General features: G+C 50.4%; 20 protein-coding genes. 16 read left to right on the forward strand and 4 right to left on the reverse strand.

Annotation, left to right across the window (positions count from 1 at the left end; all coding sequences use genetic code 11):
• The first annotated feature begins 10 nt into the window (after positions 1-10).
• The 7 genes from rapZ (at position 11) to XYCOK13_RS01425 (ending at position 7224) form a co-directional block, all read left to right on the forward strand.
• Complete coding sequence (gene rapZ / locus XYCOK13_RS01395; RefSeq protein WP_213410061.1) at positions 11-889, forward strand: RNase adapter RapZ; 879 nt, start codon at positions 11-13, stop codon at positions 887-889.
• Between the two features lie 17 nt (positions 890-906).
• The gene (gene mgfK, locus XYCOK13_RS01400; protein ID WP_213410062.1) at positions 907-1893 is read left to right on the forward strand and encodes a gluconeogenesis morphogenetic factor MgfK; all 987 of its coding nucleotides are present in this window, start codon (positions 907-909) and stop codon (positions 1891-1893) included.
• 5 nt (positions 1894-1898) lie between these two features.
• A complete protein-coding gene (gene whiA, locus XYCOK13_RS01405; RefSeq protein ID WP_213410063.1) occupies positions 1899-2831 on the forward strand; it encodes a DNA-binding protein WhiA in 933 nt (310 codons plus the stop codon).
• Positions 2832-2951: 120 nt separating this feature from the next.
• On the forward strand, positions 2952-3221 hold the full coding sequence (locus XYCOK13_RS01410; protein WP_213410064.1) for an HPr family phosphocarrier protein: 270 nt from the start codon (positions 2952-2954) through the stop codon (positions 3219-3221).
• A 242-nt stretch (positions 3222-3463) separates the two neighbouring features.
• Positions 3464-4354 (forward strand): TIGR01777 family oxidoreductase, encoded by an 891-nt coding sequence (locus XYCOK13_RS01415; protein WP_213410065.1) that lies wholly within the window; start codon positions 3464-3466, stop codon positions 4352-4354.
• 311 nt (positions 4355-4665) lie between these two features.
• The gene (locus XYCOK13_RS01420) at positions 4666-6570 is read left to right on the forward strand and encodes an LTA synthase family protein (RefSeq protein WP_213410066.1); all 1905 of its coding nucleotides are present in this window, start codon (positions 4666-4668) and stop codon (positions 6568-6570) included.
• 153 nt (positions 6571-6723) lie between these two features.
• Entirely contained in the window at positions 6724-7224 is a 501-nt protein-coding gene (locus tag XYCOK13_RS01425) for a hypothetical protein (RefSeq protein WP_213410067.1), read from the forward strand.
• A gap of 70 nt (positions 7225-7294) precedes the next feature.
• Here the strand turns inward: XYCOK13_RS01425 and XYCOK13_RS01430 are convergent, their stop codons facing one another.
• Positions 7295-8068, reverse strand: a complete 774-nt coding sequence (locus XYCOK13_RS01430) for a zinc ribbon domain-containing protein (RefSeq protein WP_213410068.1) — start codon at positions 8066-8068, stop codon at positions 7295-7297.
• 111 nt (positions 8069-8179) lie between these two features.
• Here XYCOK13_RS01430 and XYCOK13_RS01435 point away from each other — a divergent pair, with 111 nt between their 5' ends.
• A complete protein-coding gene (locus tag XYCOK13_RS01435; protein ID WP_213410069.1) occupies positions 8180-8998 on the forward strand; it encodes a lipoate--protein ligase family protein in 819 nt (272 codons plus the stop codon).
• A gap of 6 nt (positions 8999-9004) precedes the next feature.
• Here the strand turns inward: XYCOK13_RS01435 and XYCOK13_RS01440 are convergent, their stop codons facing one another.
• Entirely contained in the window at positions 9005-9736 is a 732-nt protein-coding gene (locus XYCOK13_RS01440) for an alpha/beta hydrolase (protein ID WP_213410070.1), read from the reverse strand.
• Between the two features lie 274 nt (positions 9737-10010).
• Between XYCOK13_RS01440 and pdhA the strand changes: the two genes are divergently transcribed.
• From pdhA to XYCOK13_RS01465, 5 genes are all read left to right on the forward strand, one after another.
• On the forward strand, positions 10011-11096 hold the full coding sequence (gene pdhA, locus XYCOK13_RS01445; protein WP_244864929.1) for a pyruvate dehydrogenase (acetyl-transferring) E1 component subunit alpha: 1086 nt from the start codon (positions 10011-10013) through the stop codon (positions 11094-11096).
• A 111-nt stretch (positions 11097-11207) separates the two neighbouring features.
• The gene (locus XYCOK13_RS01450; protein WP_213410071.1) at positions 11208-12185 is read left to right on the forward strand and encodes an alpha-ketoacid dehydrogenase subunit beta; all 978 of its coding nucleotides are present in this window, start codon (positions 11208-11210) and stop codon (positions 12183-12185) included.
• 12 nt (positions 12186-12197) lie between these two features.
• Entirely contained in the window at positions 12198-13475 is a 1278-nt protein-coding gene (locus tag XYCOK13_RS01455) for a dihydrolipoamide acetyltransferase family protein (protein WP_213410072.1), read from the forward strand.
• Between the two features lie 3 nt (positions 13476-13478).
• The gene (gene lpdA, locus XYCOK13_RS01460; protein ID WP_213410073.1) at positions 13479-14891 is read left to right on the forward strand and encodes a dihydrolipoyl dehydrogenase; all 1413 of its coding nucleotides are present in this window, start codon (positions 13479-13481) and stop codon (positions 14889-14891) included.
• 561 nt (positions 14892-15452) lie between these two features.
• Positions 15453-16202: a hypothetical protein gene (locus XYCOK13_RS01465; RefSeq protein ID WP_213410074.1), complete on the forward strand. Its 750-nt coding sequence runs from the start codon at positions 15453-15455 to the stop codon at positions 16200-16202.
• 857 nt (positions 16203-17059) lie between these two features.
• Here XYCOK13_RS01465 and XYCOK13_RS01470 read toward each other — a convergent pair.
• Both XYCOK13_RS01470 and XYCOK13_RS01475 read right to left on the reverse strand, forming a co-directional pair.
• The gene (locus XYCOK13_RS01470) at positions 17060-17479 is read right to left on the reverse strand and encodes a hypothetical protein (RefSeq protein WP_213410075.1); all 420 of its coding nucleotides are present in this window, start codon (positions 17477-17479) and stop codon (positions 17060-17062) included.
• Between the two features lie 656 nt (positions 17480-18135).
• Positions 18136-19020 carry a thermonuclease family protein gene (locus XYCOK13_RS01475; protein WP_213410076.1) on the reverse strand — a complete coding sequence of 295 codons (885 nt, stop codon included), beginning with the start codon at positions 19018-19020 and terminating at the stop codon, positions 18136-18138.
• Positions 19021-19339: 319 nt separating this feature from the next.
• Between XYCOK13_RS01475 and XYCOK13_RS01480 the strand changes: the two genes are divergently transcribed.
• The 3 genes from XYCOK13_RS01480 (at position 19340) to hflC (ending at position 21953) form a co-directional block, all read left to right on the forward strand.
• Entirely contained in the window at positions 19340-19846 is a 507-nt protein-coding gene (locus XYCOK13_RS01480) for a DUF420 domain-containing protein (protein ID WP_373314292.1), read from the forward strand.
• A gap of 209 nt (positions 19847-20055) precedes the next feature.
• Positions 20056-21078: an FtsH protease activity modulator HflK gene (hflK, locus tag XYCOK13_RS01485; protein ID WP_213410078.1), complete on the forward strand. Its 1023-nt coding sequence runs from the start codon at positions 20056-20058 to the stop codon at positions 21076-21078.
• Positions 21075-21953 carry a protease modulator HflC gene (gene hflC / locus XYCOK13_RS01490; RefSeq protein WP_213410079.1) on the forward strand — a complete coding sequence of 293 codons (879 nt, stop codon included), beginning with the start codon at positions 21075-21077 and terminating at the stop codon, positions 21951-21953. The genes hflK and hflC overlap by 4 nt, the downstream gene beginning before the upstream one ends.
• The last annotated feature ends 17 nt before the right edge of the window (positions 21954-21970 follow it).

Below are 21970 nucleotides of genomic sequence, written 5' to 3' on the forward strand. Positions count from 1 at the left end.
GGAGAGCGGCATGACAGATACGAACGCCTTGTCCAAACTGGTCATTATTACCGGCATGTCCGGCGCAGGCAAGACGATCGCCGTACAGAGTCTGGAGGATTTGGGTTTTTTCTGTGTCGATAATTTGCCGCCTGTGCTGATTCCCAAATTTGCAGAACTGATTGAGCACTCCAAAGGGAGAATTGCCAAGGTAGCTCTGGTAATCGACCTGAGGGGTCGGGAATTTTTTACGACCTTGACCGAAACCTTGCAGTATATACGCGAGAATTATACGTTAAGCTATGAAATCTTATTCTTGGATGCAACGGATAGTGTCCTAGTCCAGCGTTACAAGGAAAGCCGGCGGCGCCATCCGCTGGCGCCGGAAGGATTGCCCCTCGAGGGCATCCGGGCTGAACGCAAGCTGCTGGAAGAGCTGAAGGGTCTGGCTACACAGGTCATCGACACGAGCTCGTTGAAGCCGCTGCAGCTGAAGGAGAAGATAGCCAGTCGATTCTCCAATTTGGAGCAAAGCTCGCTTTCCGTGAATGTGATATCGTTCGGCTTCAAATACGGGATTCCGATTGATGCGGATTTGATCTTTGATGTGCGCTTCTTGCCGAATCCGCACTATGTAGAGGCGCTGCGTCCGAATACCGGCCAGACCCAGGAGGTCTATGAGTATGTCATGAAATGGCCGGAAACGCAGGAGTTTCTTACAAAGCTGCTCGATATGCTGCAATTTTTAATTCCCCAGTTCGCCAAGGAAGGCAAGAGTCAAGTTGTAGTTGGCATAGGCTGTACTGGAGGCAAGCATCGTTCAGTGGCCATAGCAGAGTATTTGGGCAAGATGCTGGGCAGCGGCGAATCTGAGATTGTTCGGGTGAGCCACAGAGACAGCGAGCGATAATGTGATGAGGTGAAACGATGAAGACGGAATCAGGGCGGGACAGCTTGCCTCGCGTCGTCGTGATCGGCGGGGGAACCGGCCTTTCCGTGATGCTTCGGGGATTGAAAAATAAGCCTCTTGATATCACCGCAATCGTAACGGTAGCAGACGACGGAGGGAGTTCAGGCATTCTCAGGTCTGAGCTTCATATCCCTCCCCCGGGAGATATACGGAATGTGCTGATTGCGCTGGCAGATGTGGAGCCGATGCTGGCGAAGATGCTCGAATACCGTTTTGAAAACGGTAACGGTTTAGCGGGACATAGTTTGGGCAACTTAATTCTTGCAGCGATGAATGAGATTACCGGCGACTTCGTCACAGGCATCAAAGAATTGAGCCGCGTGCTTGCAGTAAGGGGACAGGTGCTGCCTGCTGCCGGTGAAGCGATCGTGTTGAAGGCCGAGCTTATGGACGGCACGATGGTTGTAGGAGAATCGCAAATTCCGAAAGCGCGCGGAAAAATTCGCAAGGTGATGATCGAGCCGGCCGATGTCCGCCCCCTGGAGGATGCCGTGAAGGCTATACAGCAGGCTGACGCGATCCTGATAGGCCCCGGGAGCTTGTACACAAGCATCATGCCGAACTTAATGGTGCCCGGCATTGCCCGGGAAATTGTGCAATCCGACGCATTGAAGCTCTTCATTTGCAATGTGATGACGCAGCCTGGGGAGACCGATGATTACACAGTAAGCGACCATCTAAATGCCGTATATCGGCATGTCGGGCATCGTTTATTCGATTATGTCATCGTCAACAACGGGACGATTCCCGAGGATGTGCAGCAGCGCTACGCAGAGAAAGGAGCCAAAGCGGTTCAGCTGGATGGGGAGGAAGTAACCAAGCGGGGATATAAGGTCATTGCAGATGAATTGGTTCTTTTCCAAACCTATCTTCGGCATAATGCCGAGAAGCTTAGCGACCATATTCATCGGTTGGTTGTGCAAGGAATGTCGAAGAGGAGGTAAGGACCTTGTCATTCGCTGCAGCTACGAAAAAAGAATTAACCCTGATCGAAGCTTCATCGTGTTGTGAACGGGCAGAACTATCCGCGCTGATCCGGATGAACGGCACGGTACAATTATCTTCCAATCAACGGGTACAGCTCGATATCTCCACGGAGAATGCCGCTATCGCCAGACGCATCTACAGTTTGCTGAAGAAGCTGTTTCAAGTGCATGGCGAGCTGTTGGTCCGGAAAAAAATGCGGCTGAAAAAAAACAACGTCTATATTGTGCGCATACCCTATCGTGTCGAAGAGATCCTGCAGGAACTTCGAATCGTATCGGAGGGGTTTCAGTTCACTCCGGGAATCGACCCGCAGATTATTGGCAAAACCTGCTGTAGACGGGCATACTTGAGAGGTGCGTTTCTCGCAGGCGGATCGGTCAATAATCCGGAAGGCGCATCGTATCACATGGAGATAGCGACATTGTACGAGGAGCACTGCCAGGCGCTATGCAGCCTGACCGGACAATTCGATATCAGCAGCCGTTGTCTGGAACGCAAGAAGGGGTACATTCTCTACATCAAGGAAGGCGAAAAAATCATCGAGTTCCTCAATATTATTGGTGCCCATCAAGCGTTGTTGAAGTTCGAGGATGTGCGCATCATGCGCGACATGCGCAATTCGGTCAATCGGCTCGTCAATTGCGAAACGGCGAACCTGAACAAGACGATCGGCGCAGCGGTTCGCCAAATTGAGAACATTAAGTTTCTGGATCGCGCCATCGGCCTTGACCAGTTGCCTGACAAGCTGAGGGAGGTTGCCGAGATCCGATTGCAGCACCCCGACATGAACCTGAAGGAAGTGGGCGAGATGCTCAAAGGCAAGGTCAGCAAATCCGGGGTGAACCACAGATTGCGCAAGATTGACGAAATGGCAGATAAACTTCGAAATTTATAAATATGCAAAGGTTCTAGTGTTCTGTAGCTAAAAATGCTATAATATTGTAAAATGCTCGAAATTCGTGCGTTACTTGTGCGTAACTTGACTTATGACATTTGGTGTAGGGGGTAAGAGCGAATGACGAAACGCCCGGTGGTTGTGAAGCTGAAGACAGGTCTCCATGCAAGACCAGCGGCTTTATTTGTACAGGAAGCGAATAAATTCTCTGCGGAAATCTTTGTGGAAAAAGGCGATAAGAAAGTAAACGCCAAAAGCATCATGGGTATCATGAGCCTGGCAATCAGTTCAGGAACTGAAGTGGAGATTAGCGCAGAAGGCGCGGATGCGGAGCAGGCTGTAGCCGCTTTGGTTGATCTGGTCAGCAAGGAAGAATTGGAAAACCAATAAATGGTGACAATTTCAAGCAGCACTCAAGCTTCCGCAAGGGAGCTTTTTTAACATAGGCAGGTATACGCCGCTAATGAGCCTGCGAAATGGAGCAGCGAAAATCTTGGATTGAACGGCATAGAGCGACCACATCCGTGAGCTTGTTGTGTGCGCGAATGCTTCAGCACAAGTTTGGAAGCGCGTTCTCCTTTTCGCTGGTTCTTTTTATTTAAGCTGTTTTTTTGAGGGAAGGAGAGTTGCCCATGCGAGTAGCCGTAGCGGGGGGAAGCGGATTTCTGGGTCGGCATTTGCTGAAGGAGCTAGTCAATCAGGGGCACGAGCCGGTGCTCATTACACGCAAGACTGATCAGTTGGACATGCCGTCTGTTTCGTGGAAGAGGCTGGAGCAGGAGCCGGCCTGTCTGGAAGGAATAGAAGCAGTCATCAACTTGGCTGGTGAGACGATCAACCAGCGTTGGTCAGCCGTCGCCAAGCAGCGTATAGTTCGTTCCCGGTTGGAGTCTACCGCAGCTCTTGCCCGTTGGGTGGAACAAGCCGAACGGAAGCCCAAGGCGTTCCTGCAAGGATCGGCAATCGGCTATTACGGCTGCTCCGCTCACGCGACCTTTACAGAGGAATCCGGCATGGCAGGCAAGGACTTTCTGGCAGATGTAGTCAAACAGTGGGAACAGGAGGCTGACTTGATCAAGGGTGTTCGCTTGGTCAAGCTGCGAACGGGAGTTGTGCTCGGCCGGGACGGCGGCGCGTTCGGCAAGATGCTCCTTCCCTATCGGTTGGGCGCAGGAGGGCCGATTGCGAGCGGGAAGCAGTGGATGTCATGGATTCATGTGCGTGATTGGGCGGCACTTGCCGTCTTCTTGCTGGGGCAAGAACAAGTAGAGGGTCCGGTCAATATGACCGCTCCCGAGCCGGTTCAGAATGACGAGTTTGGGCGAGCGGTGGCTAAGGTTTTGAAGCGGCCGCATTGGCTTCCTGTGCCGGCCCTGATGCTGCGGCTGATATTCGGGGAAATGGCGGATCTGCTCACGCAAGGACAACGAGTTGTGCCGAAAAGGGCGCTGGAGGAAGGCTTCTCCTTTCGTTATCCGGAGCTGGATTCGGCGCTGCAAGAGCTTGTTTCGGGGAAGGATTAGCCCGATGTTTGGATGAGACATGCTTTGTGTGGAGGCGCATGCTTCTTTTTTTTGCAGCGGATCAGCCCAAAAAATGCGGATTGGTGTTTCAACTGGCGAAAAAATGTCCAATTACAGTGAAAGAAAATGCAAGACGGCGTTAACAGCAGGTAGAAGGATTACATTTATCTTTTTGTCTATATTTGGGCGAATTGCCGGGTGTTTTCGCGGTAGCGTTTTGCAACATTTTTCTTTACAATGCGTTAATAGTATAGGGGATTCATGTATATAAGAGAACTTTGGAGTGGAATACAGGGACAGGAGGGTTAACCATGCTGGGAAAGGACTTGTCCGAGCTGCGGCGAAGCGAGTCTCTAAATCGACTGTCGCATTGGCGTTTATTCGCCTTGGCAACAATCGTGATTTGGCTTAACACGTATGTGGTTCAAAGATATTATTTTGATTTATCTATAACGGGCTTGTATCAGGAGTGGATGATGCTGATTAATCCGCTCGGCTCGACTATGCTGATGCTGGGAATTGCTTTTTTGATTTTCCGCCGAAGGCAGCATATTGCCGCTTTGGCCGTCAGCTTTTTGACTTCCGCGCTGCTTGCGGTCAACATATGGTATTTTCGATTTTACAATGACTTTATAACGCTGCCTGTCTTGTATCAGAAGCGCAACACGAATGGTCTGGGCAGCAGTGTGGTCACCATACTGGAATGGTTCGATTTGTTTATTTTTACCGGCTTCTTTGTTCTGCTCTTTCTGTTGTACGGTCGCAGACGTATCAGAGTTCAGCTTCCGCGGCCACAGCTATATAAGGGATTCGCCGTTATCGCCTGTCTGCTGTTAATTACTTGGGCGATGGCAGAAGTAGCCCGGCCTCAGCTGCTGTCCCGGTCGTTTGATCGGCAGCTGATTGTGAAGAATATTGGCACCATGAATTATCATCTCTATGATCTCGTAATGAACTCCAGGATGGAGACGAGGCGCGTATTTGCAGACAGTACGGACATGGAGAGCGCGCAATCGTATTTGGCCCAACGTCAGCAGGATGTGCGCTCGCCGCTATTCGGTGCAGCCGAAGGGAAGAATGTATTCCTGATCTCCATGGAATCGCTGCAAGGTTTCGTCATGTACCGGGAATTAAATGGGCAAGCGATCACGCCATATCTGAATGCGTTAGCCCAAGACAGCTATTATTTCGATCAATTTTACCACCAGACCGGGCAGGGCAAAACTTCAGATTCCGAATTTATCGTGGACAATTCGATGTTTGCGCTGCCGAGCGGCGCTGTGTTTTTCACGCATACGCAGAACCGTTTCCTTGCTACACCGCAAATTTTGAAGAAGTACGGGTATACGAGTGCTTCGTTTCATGCCAATGACGCAACATTCTGGAATCGCGACCTGATGTATGACACACTGGGATACGATCATTTCTTCGATAAGAGCTATTATGAAGTAACCGAAGAAAACTCGGTAGGCTGGGGGCTGCGCGACAAGGATTTCTTCGAACAGTCCATGCCGCTTCTTCAACAGCTGCCACAGCCATTTTATGCCAAATTCATCAGCCTGACGAATCACTTCCCGTATGAGTATGAGCCGGAAGACGCGTTAATCGATCCGGCGGAAACAGGGGATGCATCCGTGGACAACTATTTCGTTACCGTGCGTTACTTCGACGAGGCCCTGAAGCATTTCATGGAGCAGGTGAAAGATGCTGGGCTGTACGAGGATTCGATTTTTATTTTATATGGCGATCACTATGGGATATCGGAAAATCACAAGAAAGCCATGGCCGAAATTCTCGGCCGCGAGATTACCCCGTATGAACAGGCTCAGCTTCAGCGGGTGCCGTTGATTATTCATATTCCGGGGCATGAGGGCAAGACGCTGAGTACGGTTGGCGGTCAGATTGATGTTCGTCCAACGCTGCTTCACTTGCTAGGCATTACGGATGGCGACCATTTATCCTTCGGCTACGATCTGTTCGCAGAGAACCGCGTACCATTTGCGATTTTCCGAGATGGCAGCTTTGTGAATGAGGACCACGTGTACACTTCGGAAATTTGCTACAATCGGGCGGACGGCTCGGAGATCGAACTTGCAGCATGCGAGCCTGGAATTGAGCGAGCGGGAACAGCATTGAATTATTCGGATGAAATCATCTACGGGGATTTGTTGCGCTTTATATTGGATGATGCCCCAACGAACGCGATCAAGCAATAGTAGGAGAAAAGGGCGGCCCGTTCTTCGGAACGAGCCGTTTTTTTTGCGTGAATATTTAAGAAGAGCGATGAACATGAAACTTTTTTTATGAATTGGGACATCTTAAGATAGTCAGCAATTCAGAAGTTACAAGCAAAGAAGGAGTGGACGTCAATGGTGAACAAATGGCTGGCTGCAGGACTAGCTGTGCTGCTCATGGCAAGTGGAGGCGGAATGTCCCTGGCGGCAAACCCGGATCATTCGACCGAGGGGCATAACCATGCGGAGCATGAAGGACATGGTCATGCGCATGCGCATGGCTGGCCCCACAAAAAAGAGAAGAAATCCGAGCACTTCGAATTGATGATGCAAGTCATGGAGAAGAAAGAGGCCTTGTTCGAGCAGACCCTGATTGCCGCCGAAAAAGGCAATATAAGGGGCATTCAAGCGGTGAAGGGCTATCATGATGAGCTGAAAAAGCTGAGTGCTGCGAACAAGGAGCTGGGCCAAAAGCTGATGGCAGAGCGGGAAGCGCTGCTTCAAGCGAAGAAGAAGGAAGACAAGAAGGCTGTACAAGCACATATGAAAGAAATGAAGAAGCTGGTCGAAAACATGCACGGCAATTTGAAAGCAACATCTGATCTGCTCGACAAAGCAGCGGAAGCGCTGCGTTAAGATGAATAGCCGAAAAAAAGCTGTCCCCAACCGGTGTTCCGATGGGGGCAGCTTTTTTCGCTTTGCTGCATTAGCTGATGATCCAATAAAGGATGCCTACGATCAAATAAGTGAAGAGAACAGCGTAGAAGGGATCGAGTCCTTGCGCCGAATCCTTGTTGCGCAGGGAGTAAATCGTATAGCTGATGGCCGTGCCAGCACCCAAGAAGCCGAGAAGCAAGAAGAGCGCGGCCGCTTGGTACACCCCAATTAAGCTGAAGAGCAGCATCACAGCCAGCAGAGACATCGGGATAACCAAGTAGGCGCCGAATCGGCCAAGGACATCCTTGTAGCTGTATTCACTCTTCATCAGTCGTGTGGAGACATAAATCGCGCCGTATATAACTGCAAGCAATACGAGGATGACGAAGAAGGGGCGCACAAGCAGTGTCGTGAATGGAGTAGAGAACAGCCCGTAGCCCGTCATGAAAAATCCGCTTATGTACTCATTATGAATCTGGTAAAGTAGATACATCGATAGAGGAAGCATGATCGCGGTAAGCACAACGGTAATGATGCCGTTCACCCACTGATCCGCACTGCTCTGTTCACTGCCGGCAGCAGGGCGCTTCAGCTTTGCTTTGTAGAATGCCCAGTACTCTTTCGAGGCTTTGCTGACATTCTCCTGTACTTTCGCAACGGTATCATTAGCAGGTCGGCTTTGGCTGTTGCTTCCTGCAGCTTGCTCGGCGGCTGCAGCCTCTTGCGCAGCAGCGGATTCGCTGCTTTCTTCTTGTCTAGTCCCGCATTGTGGGCAGAACAAGGCATGGGGGTCCAAATTGACTCCGCATTTTACACATGGCATTATGGGGAAAACTCCTTTCTGATCTCCAAAAATATAAGGGTATGCTAAAATTCGACATTCATCGCTCAATTCCTGTAAGAGCGAAGCAAGGAAATAGGGAGGCGGGGGAAAATGGAACCATCATTCTGGCTGGCAGAAGGCTCATACCGTATCGTCGAAAGAACAGATCCATTGACGGGAGACGCCCTGATTCCTTTTGCCTATGAAGAGCTCAGGGGGAGAAAAGTCGGGCAGGGGGAGCTGCCTGAAGTGCATATTTGGCGGCATCAGCAAGCGCTCATATTGGGATTGCGGGATCGGAAGCTCCCTGCAGCGGAGCAAGCTATCCGACATTTGCGGCAGCAGGGTATTGAAGTTGCGGTCCGCAACTCCGGAGGAGCCGCCGTGCCCCTGGACGCTGGCGTAGTCAACATTACCATGCTGGTGCCCAAGCCGCCGGGACGGATCGACATCTATGAAGATTTCGACCGGATGTATCGCTGGATCGCTGCTGCGGTTTCTTCAGCAGATGATGTAGGCGTGGGTGAGGTGCAGGGGGCCTATTGTCCGGGAGAATATGATTTGAGCATAGGAGGATTGAAGTTTTGCGGGATAGCCCAAAGGCGGCAAACGCGGGCCTATGCCGTACAAGCCTTCATTAATGCAGAAGGAAGCGGTCAGGAGAGGGCCAATCGTGTCAGGGAGTATTATGCCCTTGCCGCAGGACATTCGGGCAATGAAGCGGATGCGCCGCCTCGAGTAACGAAGGACCGGACAGCGAGCTTGGCCGAGCTCATACCGGGATTCACGGCTGAGCGTCTGGTAGAGCGCCTGAAGCAGACCCTGGCGCAGTGGGCAGGCCCGCCGCGCCAGATCTTGCACGTCTATGAGGAGCCGCATGATGCCTTGGATGCAATGGCTGCTTCTCTGAGGGATCGCTATGACCGCTAAGCTCATTTAGTCAGGCAGCAGCAGCTTGAGGCCGGTCGGCAGGTGATCCTGCCAGAAGCCCCACAGATGCTTGCCGGGTTTCTCTTCGTATTGCAGAACCGTCCGCCGCTCTTCCAGCAGAGCGCGGGCGGTTCTGTTGGCTTCCAGGAAGTCGAAGGTGCCGCGCTCGGTCTTGACCTCCTGTTCATCCAGTCCGATCAGCATATACAGCCGAAGCCAGGCCAGATCGGTCTCCTTGCGTATACGCTCCTGCGTCGAAGGGAGAAAAGCCCCGGACAATGCCAATACGTTGTGGAACAAATCCGGATAGTCCAATGCCAGATGAAGGGATATGGTGCCGCCAAGGGAATCGCCGGCCAATATGCGCTGACCAGGGGCAGATCTAACTGGGTACTCGTCTTCTAAGAAGGGAATTAACTCTTGCGTGAAAAATTGCTGATAAGCGGAGAAGCGCTCCCCTTCAGGCGCATATTCGCTTGTGCGTTTCTTGACGTCGACTGCTACGCCGGCAATAAGGAATGGTTCGACCCCTTCGTCCAGAATCATGCGATTTGCATGGGTGGCAATGCGCCCGAACTGAAAAAACTCTTCTCCATCCTGACAATACACAACGGGGTAGCTGAGCAGATCGTTGTAGCCAGGAGGCAAATATACGCGCACCAGGCGTTCTTCGCCTAACACGGCGGAGGGTAGGGTGCGCTTTTCGATTGTTCTTTTGTAATAGCGGGGATCGTGCATCGGTTGACTCCTTTCTTCCAGAAGAATGGCACTTTTTGAGTAGGATTTCTTTCTTTAACGCACAATAAGCAAAAGAAATTCAACCCAGGTTTGCCGAATGACCGATAGATTTTTTCTTGACTGTATTATATAATAAGTGAAACTGTTATACTAATACACATCAAAAAACACCAATAGTCAAAGCAGATGTAGTTCTAGTTGTACTAAAACAGATCAAAAATAATACTATAACAGTTAGGACAGATATGAAAATTTTGTGAAGAGGTGAGCCGTCATGGCCAAAACCATGAACCAGTCTAATTATGAAGTGCGCACTGAGCCAGTCGAGGCGCTTTCCATCCTGTCTCCCGAAGGCAAGCTGCTTCAGCCGGATTTGCTGCCGCAGCTGTCGGATGAACAATTGCGTGAATTAATGAGGCGGATGGTCTTTACCCGCGTATGGGATCAGCGGGCAATCAGCCTGAGCCGTCAAGGCCGTCTCGGGTTTTATGCCCCGGTATCCGGCCAGGAAGCGACGATGGTAGCAAGCGAATTTGCATTGCGCCAGGATGACTTTATATGTCCAGGGTACCGGGATATGCCGCAGCTTGTTTGGCATGGATTGCCAATGTATCAAGCTTTCCTATATTCCAGAGGCCATCAGCAGGGCGGCCGGATTCCGGAAGATGTGAATGTGTTGATGCCGCAAATTATTATCGGCGCGCAAATTGTGCAGGCAGCGGGTGTCGCGATGGGCTTGAAGAAGCGCGGAACTGACCGGGTTGCCATCACGTATACAGGCGACGGCGGTTCCTCCCAAGGGGACTTCTACGAGGGTATGAACTTCGCCGGGGCTTTCAAGCTGCCTGTCATTTTTGTCGTGCAGAATAATGGATACGCGATCTCTACGCCTTTTTCCAAGCAAACCGCTTCGGAATCGATTGCCCACAAGGCCGTAGCAGCCGGAATCCACGGCGTGCAGGTAGACGGCATGGATGCCATGGCTGTCTATAAAGCCGTGCAGGATGCCGCTGAGCGCGGAAGGAAGGGCGAAGGGGCGACGCTGATTGAAGCGATCACTTACCGCTTCGGTCCACACTCCATGTCTGGTGACGATCCGTCCAAATACCGGACAAAAGAGGAGCAGGGGGAATGGGAAGAGCGCGATCCATTGGTACGTATGCGCAAATTCCTGGAATCCAAGAATCTGTGGTCCGAGGAAGACGAGGCGAAAGTAACGGAAGAAGCGAAAAATACAGTTGCCGAACAGATCAAAAAAGCGGAAAGCGTTGAAAAAATGACGATACCTGGCTTGATCGACAGCATGTTTGAGCAAACGCCTCCATATCTGGAACAGCAAAAAGAGGACTTCACGAAATAAATCATCCTTGAAAGGGCAGACGCTTTGGGCTTCTTTCACGGAACGAGCATAGCCGATTCGGGGTTATGCCAAAAAAACTCAGGAGCAAATGGTTAGGGAGGAAACGGACTTATGGCACAAATGACAATGATACAAGCCATTACCGATGCGATGCGCGTAGAACTGGAGCGGGACGAAAATGTGCTGGTTTTCGGTGAGGACGTCGGTCATGTAGGCGGCGTTTTCCGCGCTACAGAAGGCTTGCAGAAGCAATTTGGAGAAGAGCGGGTATTCGATACGCCGCTGGCGGAATCGGGTATTGGCGGTTTGGCTATCGGCCTTGGCATAACGGGTTATCGGCCGGTTGCGGAGATTCAATTTATCGGCTTTATTTTTGAAGTAATGGATTCGATCTGTGCGCAAGCATCCCGTATGCGCTATCGCTCTGGCGGTCGCTACAACGCGCCAATCGTATTCCGGACGCCTTTTGGTGCGGGAGTGCATGCGCCGGAGCTGCATTCCGACAGCCTCGAAGGCTTGCTGATGCAGACACCGGGCTTGAAGGTGGTCGTGCCGAGCAATCCTTATGACGCCAAAGGGCTGCTGCTGTCGGCGATTCGCGATAACGACCCTGTCTTCTTCCTGGAGCACCTGAAGCTGTACCGTTCATTCCGCGGCGAAGTGCCTGAGGGCGACTACACGGTGCCGCTTGGCAAGGCGAATGTTGTGCGCGAGGGCAAGGACGTCACGATTGTTACTTACGGCGCGATGGTGCACACCTCGTTGGCGGCTGCAGACGAGCTGGCCAAGGAGGGGATCGAGGCTGAGGTGATCGATCTTCGCACATTGGTGCCTATGGATATGGAAACCGTTCTGGAATCGATCAAGAAGACCAACCGCGCCATTGTCGTTCAAGAGGCGCAGCGCTCAGCTGGCGCTGGAGCGGAGATCGTCGCGCGCATTATGGAGCAGGGCATTCTGCATCTGGAAGCGCCAGTGCTGCGGATTACTTCCCCGGATACGGTGCTAGGTTTCGGCGAGATTGAGAAGGAATGGCTGCCTGACGCCTCTCGGGTTATCAAGGGCGTGAAGGAAGTTATCAATTTCTAAGGAGGAACGGACGTGGCTAATTTCGAATATAAATTTCCTGAGCTCGGCGAAGGCCTGATGGAAGGCGAAATCGTCAAGTGGCATGTCAAGCCGGGAGATTCGATCCAGGAAGACGATATCCTGATGGAAGTTCAGAACGACAAGGCCGTAGTGGAAGTGCCTTCTCCGGTTACAGGCAAGGTTGTAGAATTGAAGGTCGACGAAGGAACGGTCTGCACCGTTGGCGATGTAGTAGCGGTGTATGAAGTAGAAGGCGAAGTGCCTGCACAGGGGGTTGCTCATGAGCCGGCTCCAGCAGCAGCGGCTCCTGCACCAGCCGCGGCAAAGGCAGAGGAGAAGAACGAAGCGCCGCAGGCAAAATCGGCGGAAGAAGCACGGCCTGCTGTCGACAAGACGCAAGTGCTGGCTACGCCAAGCGTTCGCAAATATGCGCGCGAAAAAGGCGTCGACATTGCCCAGGTACAGGGTACGGGCAAGAACGGACGCATTACCCGTGAGGATATTGATGGCTTCACAGGCGGAAATGCGCCATCCAAGGCTGCGGGTGCACCGGCTCCGGCGGCTGCTGCGCCGCAGGCGGAACCGGGTGCTCTGGAAGAACGCGTACCGTTGAAAGGTGTGCGCAAAGTCATTGCGAACGCAATGTCGAAGTCGGTGTATACTGCTCCGCACGTGACCATTATGGACGAAGTGGATGTCAGCAAGCTTGTTGCGCTTCGTCAGAATGCGAAGCCGCTTGCTGAGAAGAAGGGCGTGAAGCTGACTTATCTGCCGTTCATTGTGAAAGCATTGGTCGCAGCAGTCAGAGAATTCCCGGCTCTCAATGCGTCGATCGACGATGAGAACAATGAAATTATCTACAAGAAATACTATCACGTCGGCATTGCAGCTGATACGGACAACGGCTTGGTCGTGCCGGTTGTGAAGGATTCCGACCGGAAGAACATCTGGACCATTGCCAACGAAATTCGCGAGCTGGCGGGCAAGGCCCGTGAAGGCAAGCTGGCACCGCATGAAATGAAGGGCAGCACGATCAGCATAACGAATATCGGCTCTGCTGGCGGCATGTTCTTCACACCGGTTATCAACTGGCCAGAGGTTGCCATCCTCGGTACAGGACGCATCTCGGAGAAGCCGGTTGTTCGTGACGGGGAACTGGCGATCGGCCAAGTGATGGCACTTTCCCTCAGCTTCGACCATCGCTTGATCGATGGAGCTACCGCTCAGAACGCGATGAATTACATCAAACAGCTGCTGGAAGACCCGCAGCTGCTGATCATGGAGGTGTAACCCATGGTTGTCGGAGATTTCTCAACAGATGTAGATGTGTTGGTGATCGGTGCCGGCCCTGGCGGTTATGTAGCCGCCATCCGTGCCGCTCAGCTGGGCAAATCAGTGGTCGTTGTCGATAAAGACGAGGTTGGCGGCGTATGCTTGAATCGTGGCTGCATTCCGTCCAAGGCGCTGATCTCGGCGGCTCATCGGTTCGAGGTTATGAAGGAATCGGACGCCATGGGCTTGAGCGCTGAGGGCGTTAAGGTAGACTTTGGCAAGGTGCAGGCATGGAAAGACGGCGTTGTCAAGAAGTTGACCGGCGGTGTCAGCGGCCTGTTCAAGGGCAACAAGATCAAGCTTGTATCTGGAGAAGCCTACTTTGTCGATGCAACGACGGTCAGCGTCAGCAATGAAGACAATGCAGAGCGCTTCAAGTTCAATCACTGTATCATTGCTACAGGCTCGCGTCCCATTGAACTGCCGAAGTTCCAGTATGGCAAGCGTATCCTGTCTTCGACAGAAGCGCTGGCGCTGAACGAAGTGCCGAAGCGGATGATTGTCATCGGCGGCGGATATATCGGCGTAGAGCTTGGGCAGACGTATGCGAAATTCGGCACCAAGGTCACTATTCTCGAAGGCTCGGATCAGATTCTCCCGGGCTTTGAACCGGAGCTGACTCGTCTTGTGGACCGCAAGCTGAAGAAGCTGGACGTGGAAGTGCATACGAAAGCGATGGCTAAGGAATCCAAGGTGACCGGAGACGAAGTTACCGTCAGTTTTGAAGTCAACGGCGAAGCGAAGGAAGCTACGGCGGATTATGTACTCGTGACCGTCGGCCGCCGTCCGAACACGGATGATCTCGGTCTGGAGAACATTGGCGTGAAGATGACCGACCGCGGCATTATCGAGATCGACGAGCAGTGCAGAACTAGTGTCCCGAATATCTATGCGATCGGCGATATTGTACCGGGCTTTGCTTTGGCGCATAAGGCTTCTTATGAGGGCAAGGTAGCGGCAGAAGCCATCGCAGGACATGCCAGTGCGATTGACTACAAGGGCATGCCGTCGGTTGTTTTCTCCGATCCGGAAATCGCCAGCGTTGGTCTGACGGAGAAGGAAGCCAAGGAGAAAGGAATCGAAGTCGTGACCGGCCGCTTCAATTTTGCGGCGAATGGCCGCGCGCTTGCACTGGAAGCGGGCGAAGGCTTCGTAAAGCTTGTAGCCGACAAGGCTTCCGGCGTGGTACTTGGCGGACAGATCGTCGGACCGGAAGCGTCCAATCTGATCGCCGAGCTGGGACTCGCCGTGGAGATGGGCGCTACTCTGGAAGATGTAGCGTTGACCATCCACGCGCATCCGACCCTTGGCGAAGTCGTCATGGAGACGGCAGAGGCTGCACTCGGGCAAGCCGTGCACATGGTGCAGCGCTAAGCCATCGCTGCTGTTGCGAATAGATTTGCGATTCCGTGGCCCGTGCGCTAACCTGTGCTGTGATCTGGAACCTAAATACGTACAGACTGCCCTGGTCCGATGGACTTGGGGCAGTTTTTTATTCGACAAGCATTTGTTTTCACTAGGCTAGACTTCTGAAGTTTCTGGTTGTTGCGAATTCGCTCTTGCCTTGGTTTCTGCTGAACTTGGCCGTTACCTTGCTAGTTGCATGGTTGTTCAGCTCTTCCGAATACTTGTTTGTAGTAGGTTGCGCTCCTGCACGACTTGGCTGGACTTTCTCTTCCGCCATCTGACATCCATTTGGATACATTCAACCACTTCAGCTACATTAAAATAAATGAAGGAAATAATCCATGGAAAGGGCGGGTTAGGTGATTGGATCGGCTACACTAAGTTGAACAGAAAAAATATGGGCAAAACAAACTATAAATTGACAAATTAAACTATAAATAGTATGCTGGAAAATGACAAAAAAGGAAAGGGGGATAGCTCGAAAATTAATATTCTGAATAATCAATATATTAAGAGAGGAGTTTTACAATGCAACGAAGATGGTCTTTACTGGTGCTGATTATCGTTATTGTCACATCAATGACTACAGGATTTTCATTTGGAGGAAAAGTACAAGAAAACTATGAAGTTGAACGAGCTGTTCACGATTTCTTTAATGTCTCTAAACAATTACAGAGATCGGGTTACGTAGAATCAATATATACTTTGGAAAAGACGGAAAAGGTAGATGATAACAAATACGAAGCTTTTGTTACCAGAACAGTAGGTGGATTGGAATATCCGACGATACCATATGATGTCGTATTTCAAGATGGAAGGTGGAAACTTGATAATAGTTCGATTTTTATTTATCCTAAGAAGGATTATCTAAATGAATTAAAAGCACATGGCTTACAACTATCACAAAACTCCTATTTCTATCAAACTGTTGTAAGTGAGAATGATAATTTTATAGTGAGGAAAGATAGCGGTAGTCAGAATTTTCTCGCGAGAGGAGTGCTATACTATGATTTTGGGCAAAAATCAACAGATATTTATTCCTCGGGCTCACTCAAAGTAAACAGCTACCCAGAGGACAATGGAAAGCCAGACGATAGTTATAATTATGTAGCTGCTGACTTTTTTAGTGAAGACCCTATTGATTCTGTTTGGGTGAGTACAAAATTCCTTGATGCTTTTGATGCTGATGTAGCTATATATTACTGCAATGGATATCATTCGGTAAAAGTATATAATGTTAACTATGGTAGCAAAGGGAGATACTATGTATCTTATTAACTAAAATTTAATAAAACCCCTTTGATGGTTGGTTTGAAAAGTCACAAGATGAAAGAACATTTCATGAGAATACTTCAAAATTCACTTAATTTGCTTGTTCTCGAGAAGTTTTAAAAGGAATATACATGTACAAAAACACAGCTGGTCTCGTTTACGAGACCAGCTGTGTTTTTCCTAAGAGCCCTACCGGAATTTCGACATTCAGCGCGAAGGCAGTTAGCATCGTACCCGCATCTTAAAGAAGCCATGGTATTTCATCATGGCCAGTTCGTGGAATTTTTTAATTCGGCATTTAAGTGTTTAATAATGGGTGCGCCGTTTTATACACTCCTCGAACATTTAACTCGAACTCCATCGCTGCTGTAATGCTCTGCAGCGCATTCGAACCTTCTTTAATCTTCCGGATTCAGTTCAAGAAGTCGTTTGCATGGCAAATTGACTTGCGATTCCTCCATCAATCGCCCATCAAATATTTACACGCTCTGAAGAAAGAACAGCAGGAATGCCTTGGTTTTTTCGCGGAACGGCCATAATAGAGGCAGTAAGAATCTTGAACAAGCTCAAAGATGAAAGCGAAATCCACGTTCTTAATTTTCGAAGAGTGTGGTTGTACCAACCGATAAAGTTCGCAGTGAGACGAAAAGTTAAGTTGATGATTGATACGGAGCATAACGATCATTCTTTACCCTTTTAGCTATACCATAAGATTTAACGCGATAAATTGATAAAGTAGATTCACACAAGAAATCGCCTGTAGGTGTCAGCAGACGATTTTGGATAAGAAATTAGGTTGTGTTTTGCAGTGCTATCTTTCAAGAGGCTGACTTTTTTCTAAATGTGCTTTTGATTAGTCCGGTTTAATCGTGAGTGTGCAAATAGTAAGGGTTTCGCTCGATCAACGGTTGAGCGTCTTGCAGTGCGGATTCCGGCAATTCTCCCTCGTTTACTTTCTGTATAATTGTGGCCATGCGTTCATAGTCTTCACGAGATATCTTGGGAAGATTTTGATTCTTTATGGTACGTTTTCTTTCTACAGTAGCTGCCAATTCAGGATTTCGATCCAGAAGCCGTTGGGCACTTGCCAGTTCGTCTTCGTTAATCGTTCCTTCCAAGTAGCGTTGAACCGTTTCTGTCATCTGCTGATGTTCTTCCAAGCTGATCCTGATTTCTGTCACCGAAGGTTTGCTTTGTTCAGCCTGATCATGAGAAATTGCAGAATAACTAAGGAGTGCCACTGCAGCAGCCCCCACAACGAATGAAACTGTATTCATTTTCATTTTTTTTCGCTCCTTTCACAAGTTGCGCTTTGGCTGATCTTGCTGCGCTAATATTTAGACGAGGAATTAGATCAGAAAGTTGCTAATTAATTTCCAATTCCTATTTGTTAGCGTGCCTGGTCTGTCTTAATTGGTTGAAAGAAGGGCGGTGATTACAAGGTGGAACAGAATAAGCTTAGTATATAGTGCGAGTATGGATCACTGAAAAAAGATAAGGGAATAAGGGTGTGACTATCTTCGTCCAGCCGATCGGCCAAATAAGAGGGATGGCGTGCAGTGAGAACTTGTACCAAGCGCTCAAGAAAATCAAAGGGAACGTGCGCTCTCATATTCAATGAATAGCGCACTTCACGGCAGGATTTCATGCGCTAACGGAACGGAGAGATGTTATTTACCTATTTTTCGATGAATGTTCATTCTAACGGAACCCACGGCGCTTATTGTTACGCAATTGCAGGCATTCAGGCTAATTCCCACATATTAAGGTCTGTGAGTTCCGTTACGCTTTTCAGACCGCAGAAAATAGCCGAATAAGGTCTGTGAGTTCCGTTAGCCGTCAGACGCGGCATACCAAGTATGGATGCGAAGACCGAAGAACCGGTGCAGGCGCTTCAGATCATGTCTTCGGGCTTCATGTTTTCAGTCTTCGGCATTCTTCATTGCTTCACTTCGAACGTCGTACGCACACTTTCTCCCTCGCTGCGCACGACGATCGACCAGGTTCCCGCCGATGTGTTCGATCCAACTTGCCACGTCCAGCTCACAAGGCCATTCTCATCGGCTGTCTTCTCTTCCAGACCCTTTGCACGGCTGGAGCCGCTCTTATAAATGACGTCAATCTCTGCTTTGGCGCCGGGACGAACGCGGGCGGTTAGCTCCGCATAGTCTCCGGCATAGACAGGAGTGGTGACGCTGGAAATTTCAATAGTCGCCGAGCTGGCGGCGTTCAATTCGTCTTCGGACGGCGTGCGCACATCGGCAAGTTCAATTTCTCCGTGAAATCCATCTTCCTGCGCGTAATTTTCGATACTCCATATGCCAACACCGGCCAGTTGTGCGGTCTTCTGGATCTCGCGGAACCGGTCAACGTGACGGATGTCGGGCGGGTACACAGCCACGCGAGCCAAGCCTTGCTCCAGCAGCATTTCGTTGAACATCCGGTCCCCGATCCAGAGGTAGGCAAGCAATCGCCCGTACCGATCGCGCTCCGAGACATCGAATTCCAGCATGACGTCTTGACCCGTTAACATTTCCTTAGCGAAGTTCGAAGCTTCGGGTCCGAAGGGCTGAACCTCTTTGTTGGGATGGACTGTTTCCGGCGTGTCTATAAGCAGCAGCCGAATCGTCTCCTCCTTGTCCCCGATCATGGCCTTCATCGTGTCGCCGTCGACGACGCGGGTGATCTTGGCCGAAATCCGATTGCTGTCCGACGCATCGGAATCGGGGGCGGAAGAACAGCCGGCCATAAGAAGAACGGACAGGACCAGCAGGCCGATAATTGCGGGAAGACGAAAACGCAGCGGATACACTATGGTTTGCATGATGCACTCCTCTTGATGATTGTTTTATGTCGATAGTACGACATATGGAGTGTTCACGCAACGTCCTGCAGCCGAAGCACTTGCTGGCTCGGCGACAAAGATCTCTGTGCAATCGGCCGTTAGCAAGCTTATTTATGCCATTCTCCTGGTGATCGTACCCGAACTGTCACAATTGCATGAAGGAGGGGCGTTGTTTTTTGCTGTAGAATTCATTAAGCTAGTACTTAGTGTGAAGCATAAAAAGAGGCGGATGATACGTCTGGATGAGGGGGCAGTGCGCATGGGTTCATCGAAATTGACTAACGGTCGTACCAAGGCTATGAATATGTTCGTCTATGCATTATCAGCGGTGCTGATCATCATCATAGCGATTTTGTTCTTTTTGCCGGGATATGAAGGAGAAGTGCCTTTCGACGTGACGATACTGCCGCTCATGAACGCGATCTTCAATGTATTCACCTTCTCGTTCCTGGTGTTGTCGCTCGTCGCGATCAAGAAGAAGAACATCAAGGTTCATCGTCGCTTTATATTTGCTGCCTTTACGACGACGGCGTTTTTCCTACTTTGCTATGTCACTTACCACTTCCTGACCGAACCGGCCAAGTTCGGCGGACCAGGATGGCTGAAAGGGATCTATCTGTTTGTCTTGTTTACCCACATTGTGCTGGCAGTTGTAAATGTGCCGCTCGCGCTGCTGTCGGTCGTACGCGGCCTGAATATGCAGGTGGAGGCACATCGTCGGATTGCGCGGTGGACCATGCCGGTATGGCTGTATGTCAGCTTCACTGGCGTCATGGTATACTTGTTGATCTCTCCTTATTACTAGGTCTGGATTGGCGACAATTTGCAATAGAGAAGAGGAAGGACTGTCTTCAGCGAGCATGGCTCCGCTGCGGCGGTCTTTTTTTTCGCGCTGGGAGGGGAGGGACATGACTGCAACTGCTTGTAGGGAATTGTTGAGAAATGTCCATTTCTGAAACCGGATGCTGTAGAATACGTATGAAAGAGTAGTTTAAAAAGGGAGGATCTCGCGACATGGATGAGCAGCAGTATGAACGGGCCCAGATGCCCCAAATGCCTCAGTTGCCCAAAAATTTGGGGAGGAAAATTGCAATCGGTATCATCGTGCTCGTCGTGCTCGTACTGGGCTCGACAAGCTTCTACACGGTACAAGAGCAAGAGAAGGCCGCTATCTTGACATTCGGCAAGTACACATCGACATCCGATGCGGGCTTGCACTTAAAGTTGCCGTACCCGATTCAACAGGTTGTCAAAGTGCAAGCGAATATTACGCAGCGCATCGAGATAGGCTATCGGGAGAACAATGGGCAAATTGTAGCGGTAGAAGACGAAGCGCTGATGATAACCGGGGATGAGAACATCGTATCCGCAGATGCGGTTGTGGAATGGCGGGTCGGCGATATGGAAGCATTCCTGTACAATATCGAAGATCCTGAAGTCTTCCTGGTCAATTCCGCTAGCGCCGCCATACGATCCGTCATCGGCTCGCAGCCGCTTGATTATGTGATCACCGATGGGAAGACCGTGGTCCAGACACAGGTCAAAGAAAAGCTCGATGAGCTTAACGAAAAGTACAATACCGGCATCTTCATCCAGGATTTGAAATTCCAAGACATCGAACCGCCGGAAGGGGAAGTGCAGGAAGCGTTCCGGGATGTTACGAATGCCCGTGAGGAGAAGAATACAAAGGTCAACAACGCTCGGAAATACGAGAATGACCGGATTCCGAAGGCTCGGGGTGAGGCGCAAGCATTGATCGAGCAGGCTGAAGCAGAGAAGGAATCCCGTATTCTGAACGCGAGAGGTGACGTAGCCAAGTTTAACGCGTTGTACGAGGCTTACAAGAATAACCCGCAAGTAACGGAAAGTCGCTTGATTATCGAGACACTGGAGACGATTTTGCCGAATGCGCGAATTTTCGTCACAGACGGTTCTGGCGATACAGTGAAATACTTGCCGTTGAATGAGCTGATGAATACGCGATCCAGCTCTTCAAGCGAATCTACGACACAGCCGAGAGGAAGTGGCGCACAATGAGTAAGAAAAACGGAAGATGGGCAGGAATCGGCGTTGGTGTCGTGATTGTATTGGGATTGCTCCTCGCATCCATGTTCGTGGTTAAGGAAGGCGAGTTTAAAGTCGTTCTGCAATTCGGAGAGTTCAAGCGTGTGCATCAAGAACCTGGACTTTATTTGAAAATACCGTTTATTGAAACGACAGAAACCTTGCCGAAGTACCAGAAGATTTATAACAGCAATCCTGCTTCGATCTTGACCAAGGACAAGAAGCCTATCCTGGTTGACAACTATACCGTATGGCGGATTGAAGATCCGCGTGCGTACTTGCGTACGCTGAAAACAGTCTCTTACGGAGAACAGCGGATTGATTCAGCGGTATATAACGTCGTGCGGCGGAAGCTGTCCGAGATTGAGTACGGCGAAATTATCAGCGAGAATACAGCACGAGGCAACTTGAACGATGAGATTACGCGCGAGGTAGCTTCGATTGCTAATAGCAGCGGCTATGGCATTGATATTATCGATGTGCGGATCAAGCGTACGGACCTGCCGGAAGAAAACAAGCAGAGCGTGTACAGCCGAATGATCTCTGACCGACAATCGATCGCGGCCCGCTACTTGTCCGAAGGGGATGAGGAATCGCAGAAAATCATCGCGATTGCCGACCGTGAAGCACAGGTCTTGATTGCCCAATCGGAAGCGCGGGCAAAGGAAATCGTAGCGGAGGGTGAAGAGGAAGCGGCGAAGATCTTCAACGCAGCTTACGGACAAAACCCGGAATTTTACCAGTTGTACCGCACCTTGGACAGTTATAAGACGACCTTCCAGGGTGAGCCGGTTATTATGCTGCCGATTGATTCCCCATACGCACGTATTTTGCTGGGCGAGCAATAACTGGGTGAGCCATAAGA

Origin of the sequence: Xylanibacillus composti, from assembly GCF_018403685.1 — a bacterium.
Classification (GTDB): domain Bacteria; phylum Bacillota; class Bacilli; order Paenibacillales; family K13; genus Xylanibacillus; species Xylanibacillus composti.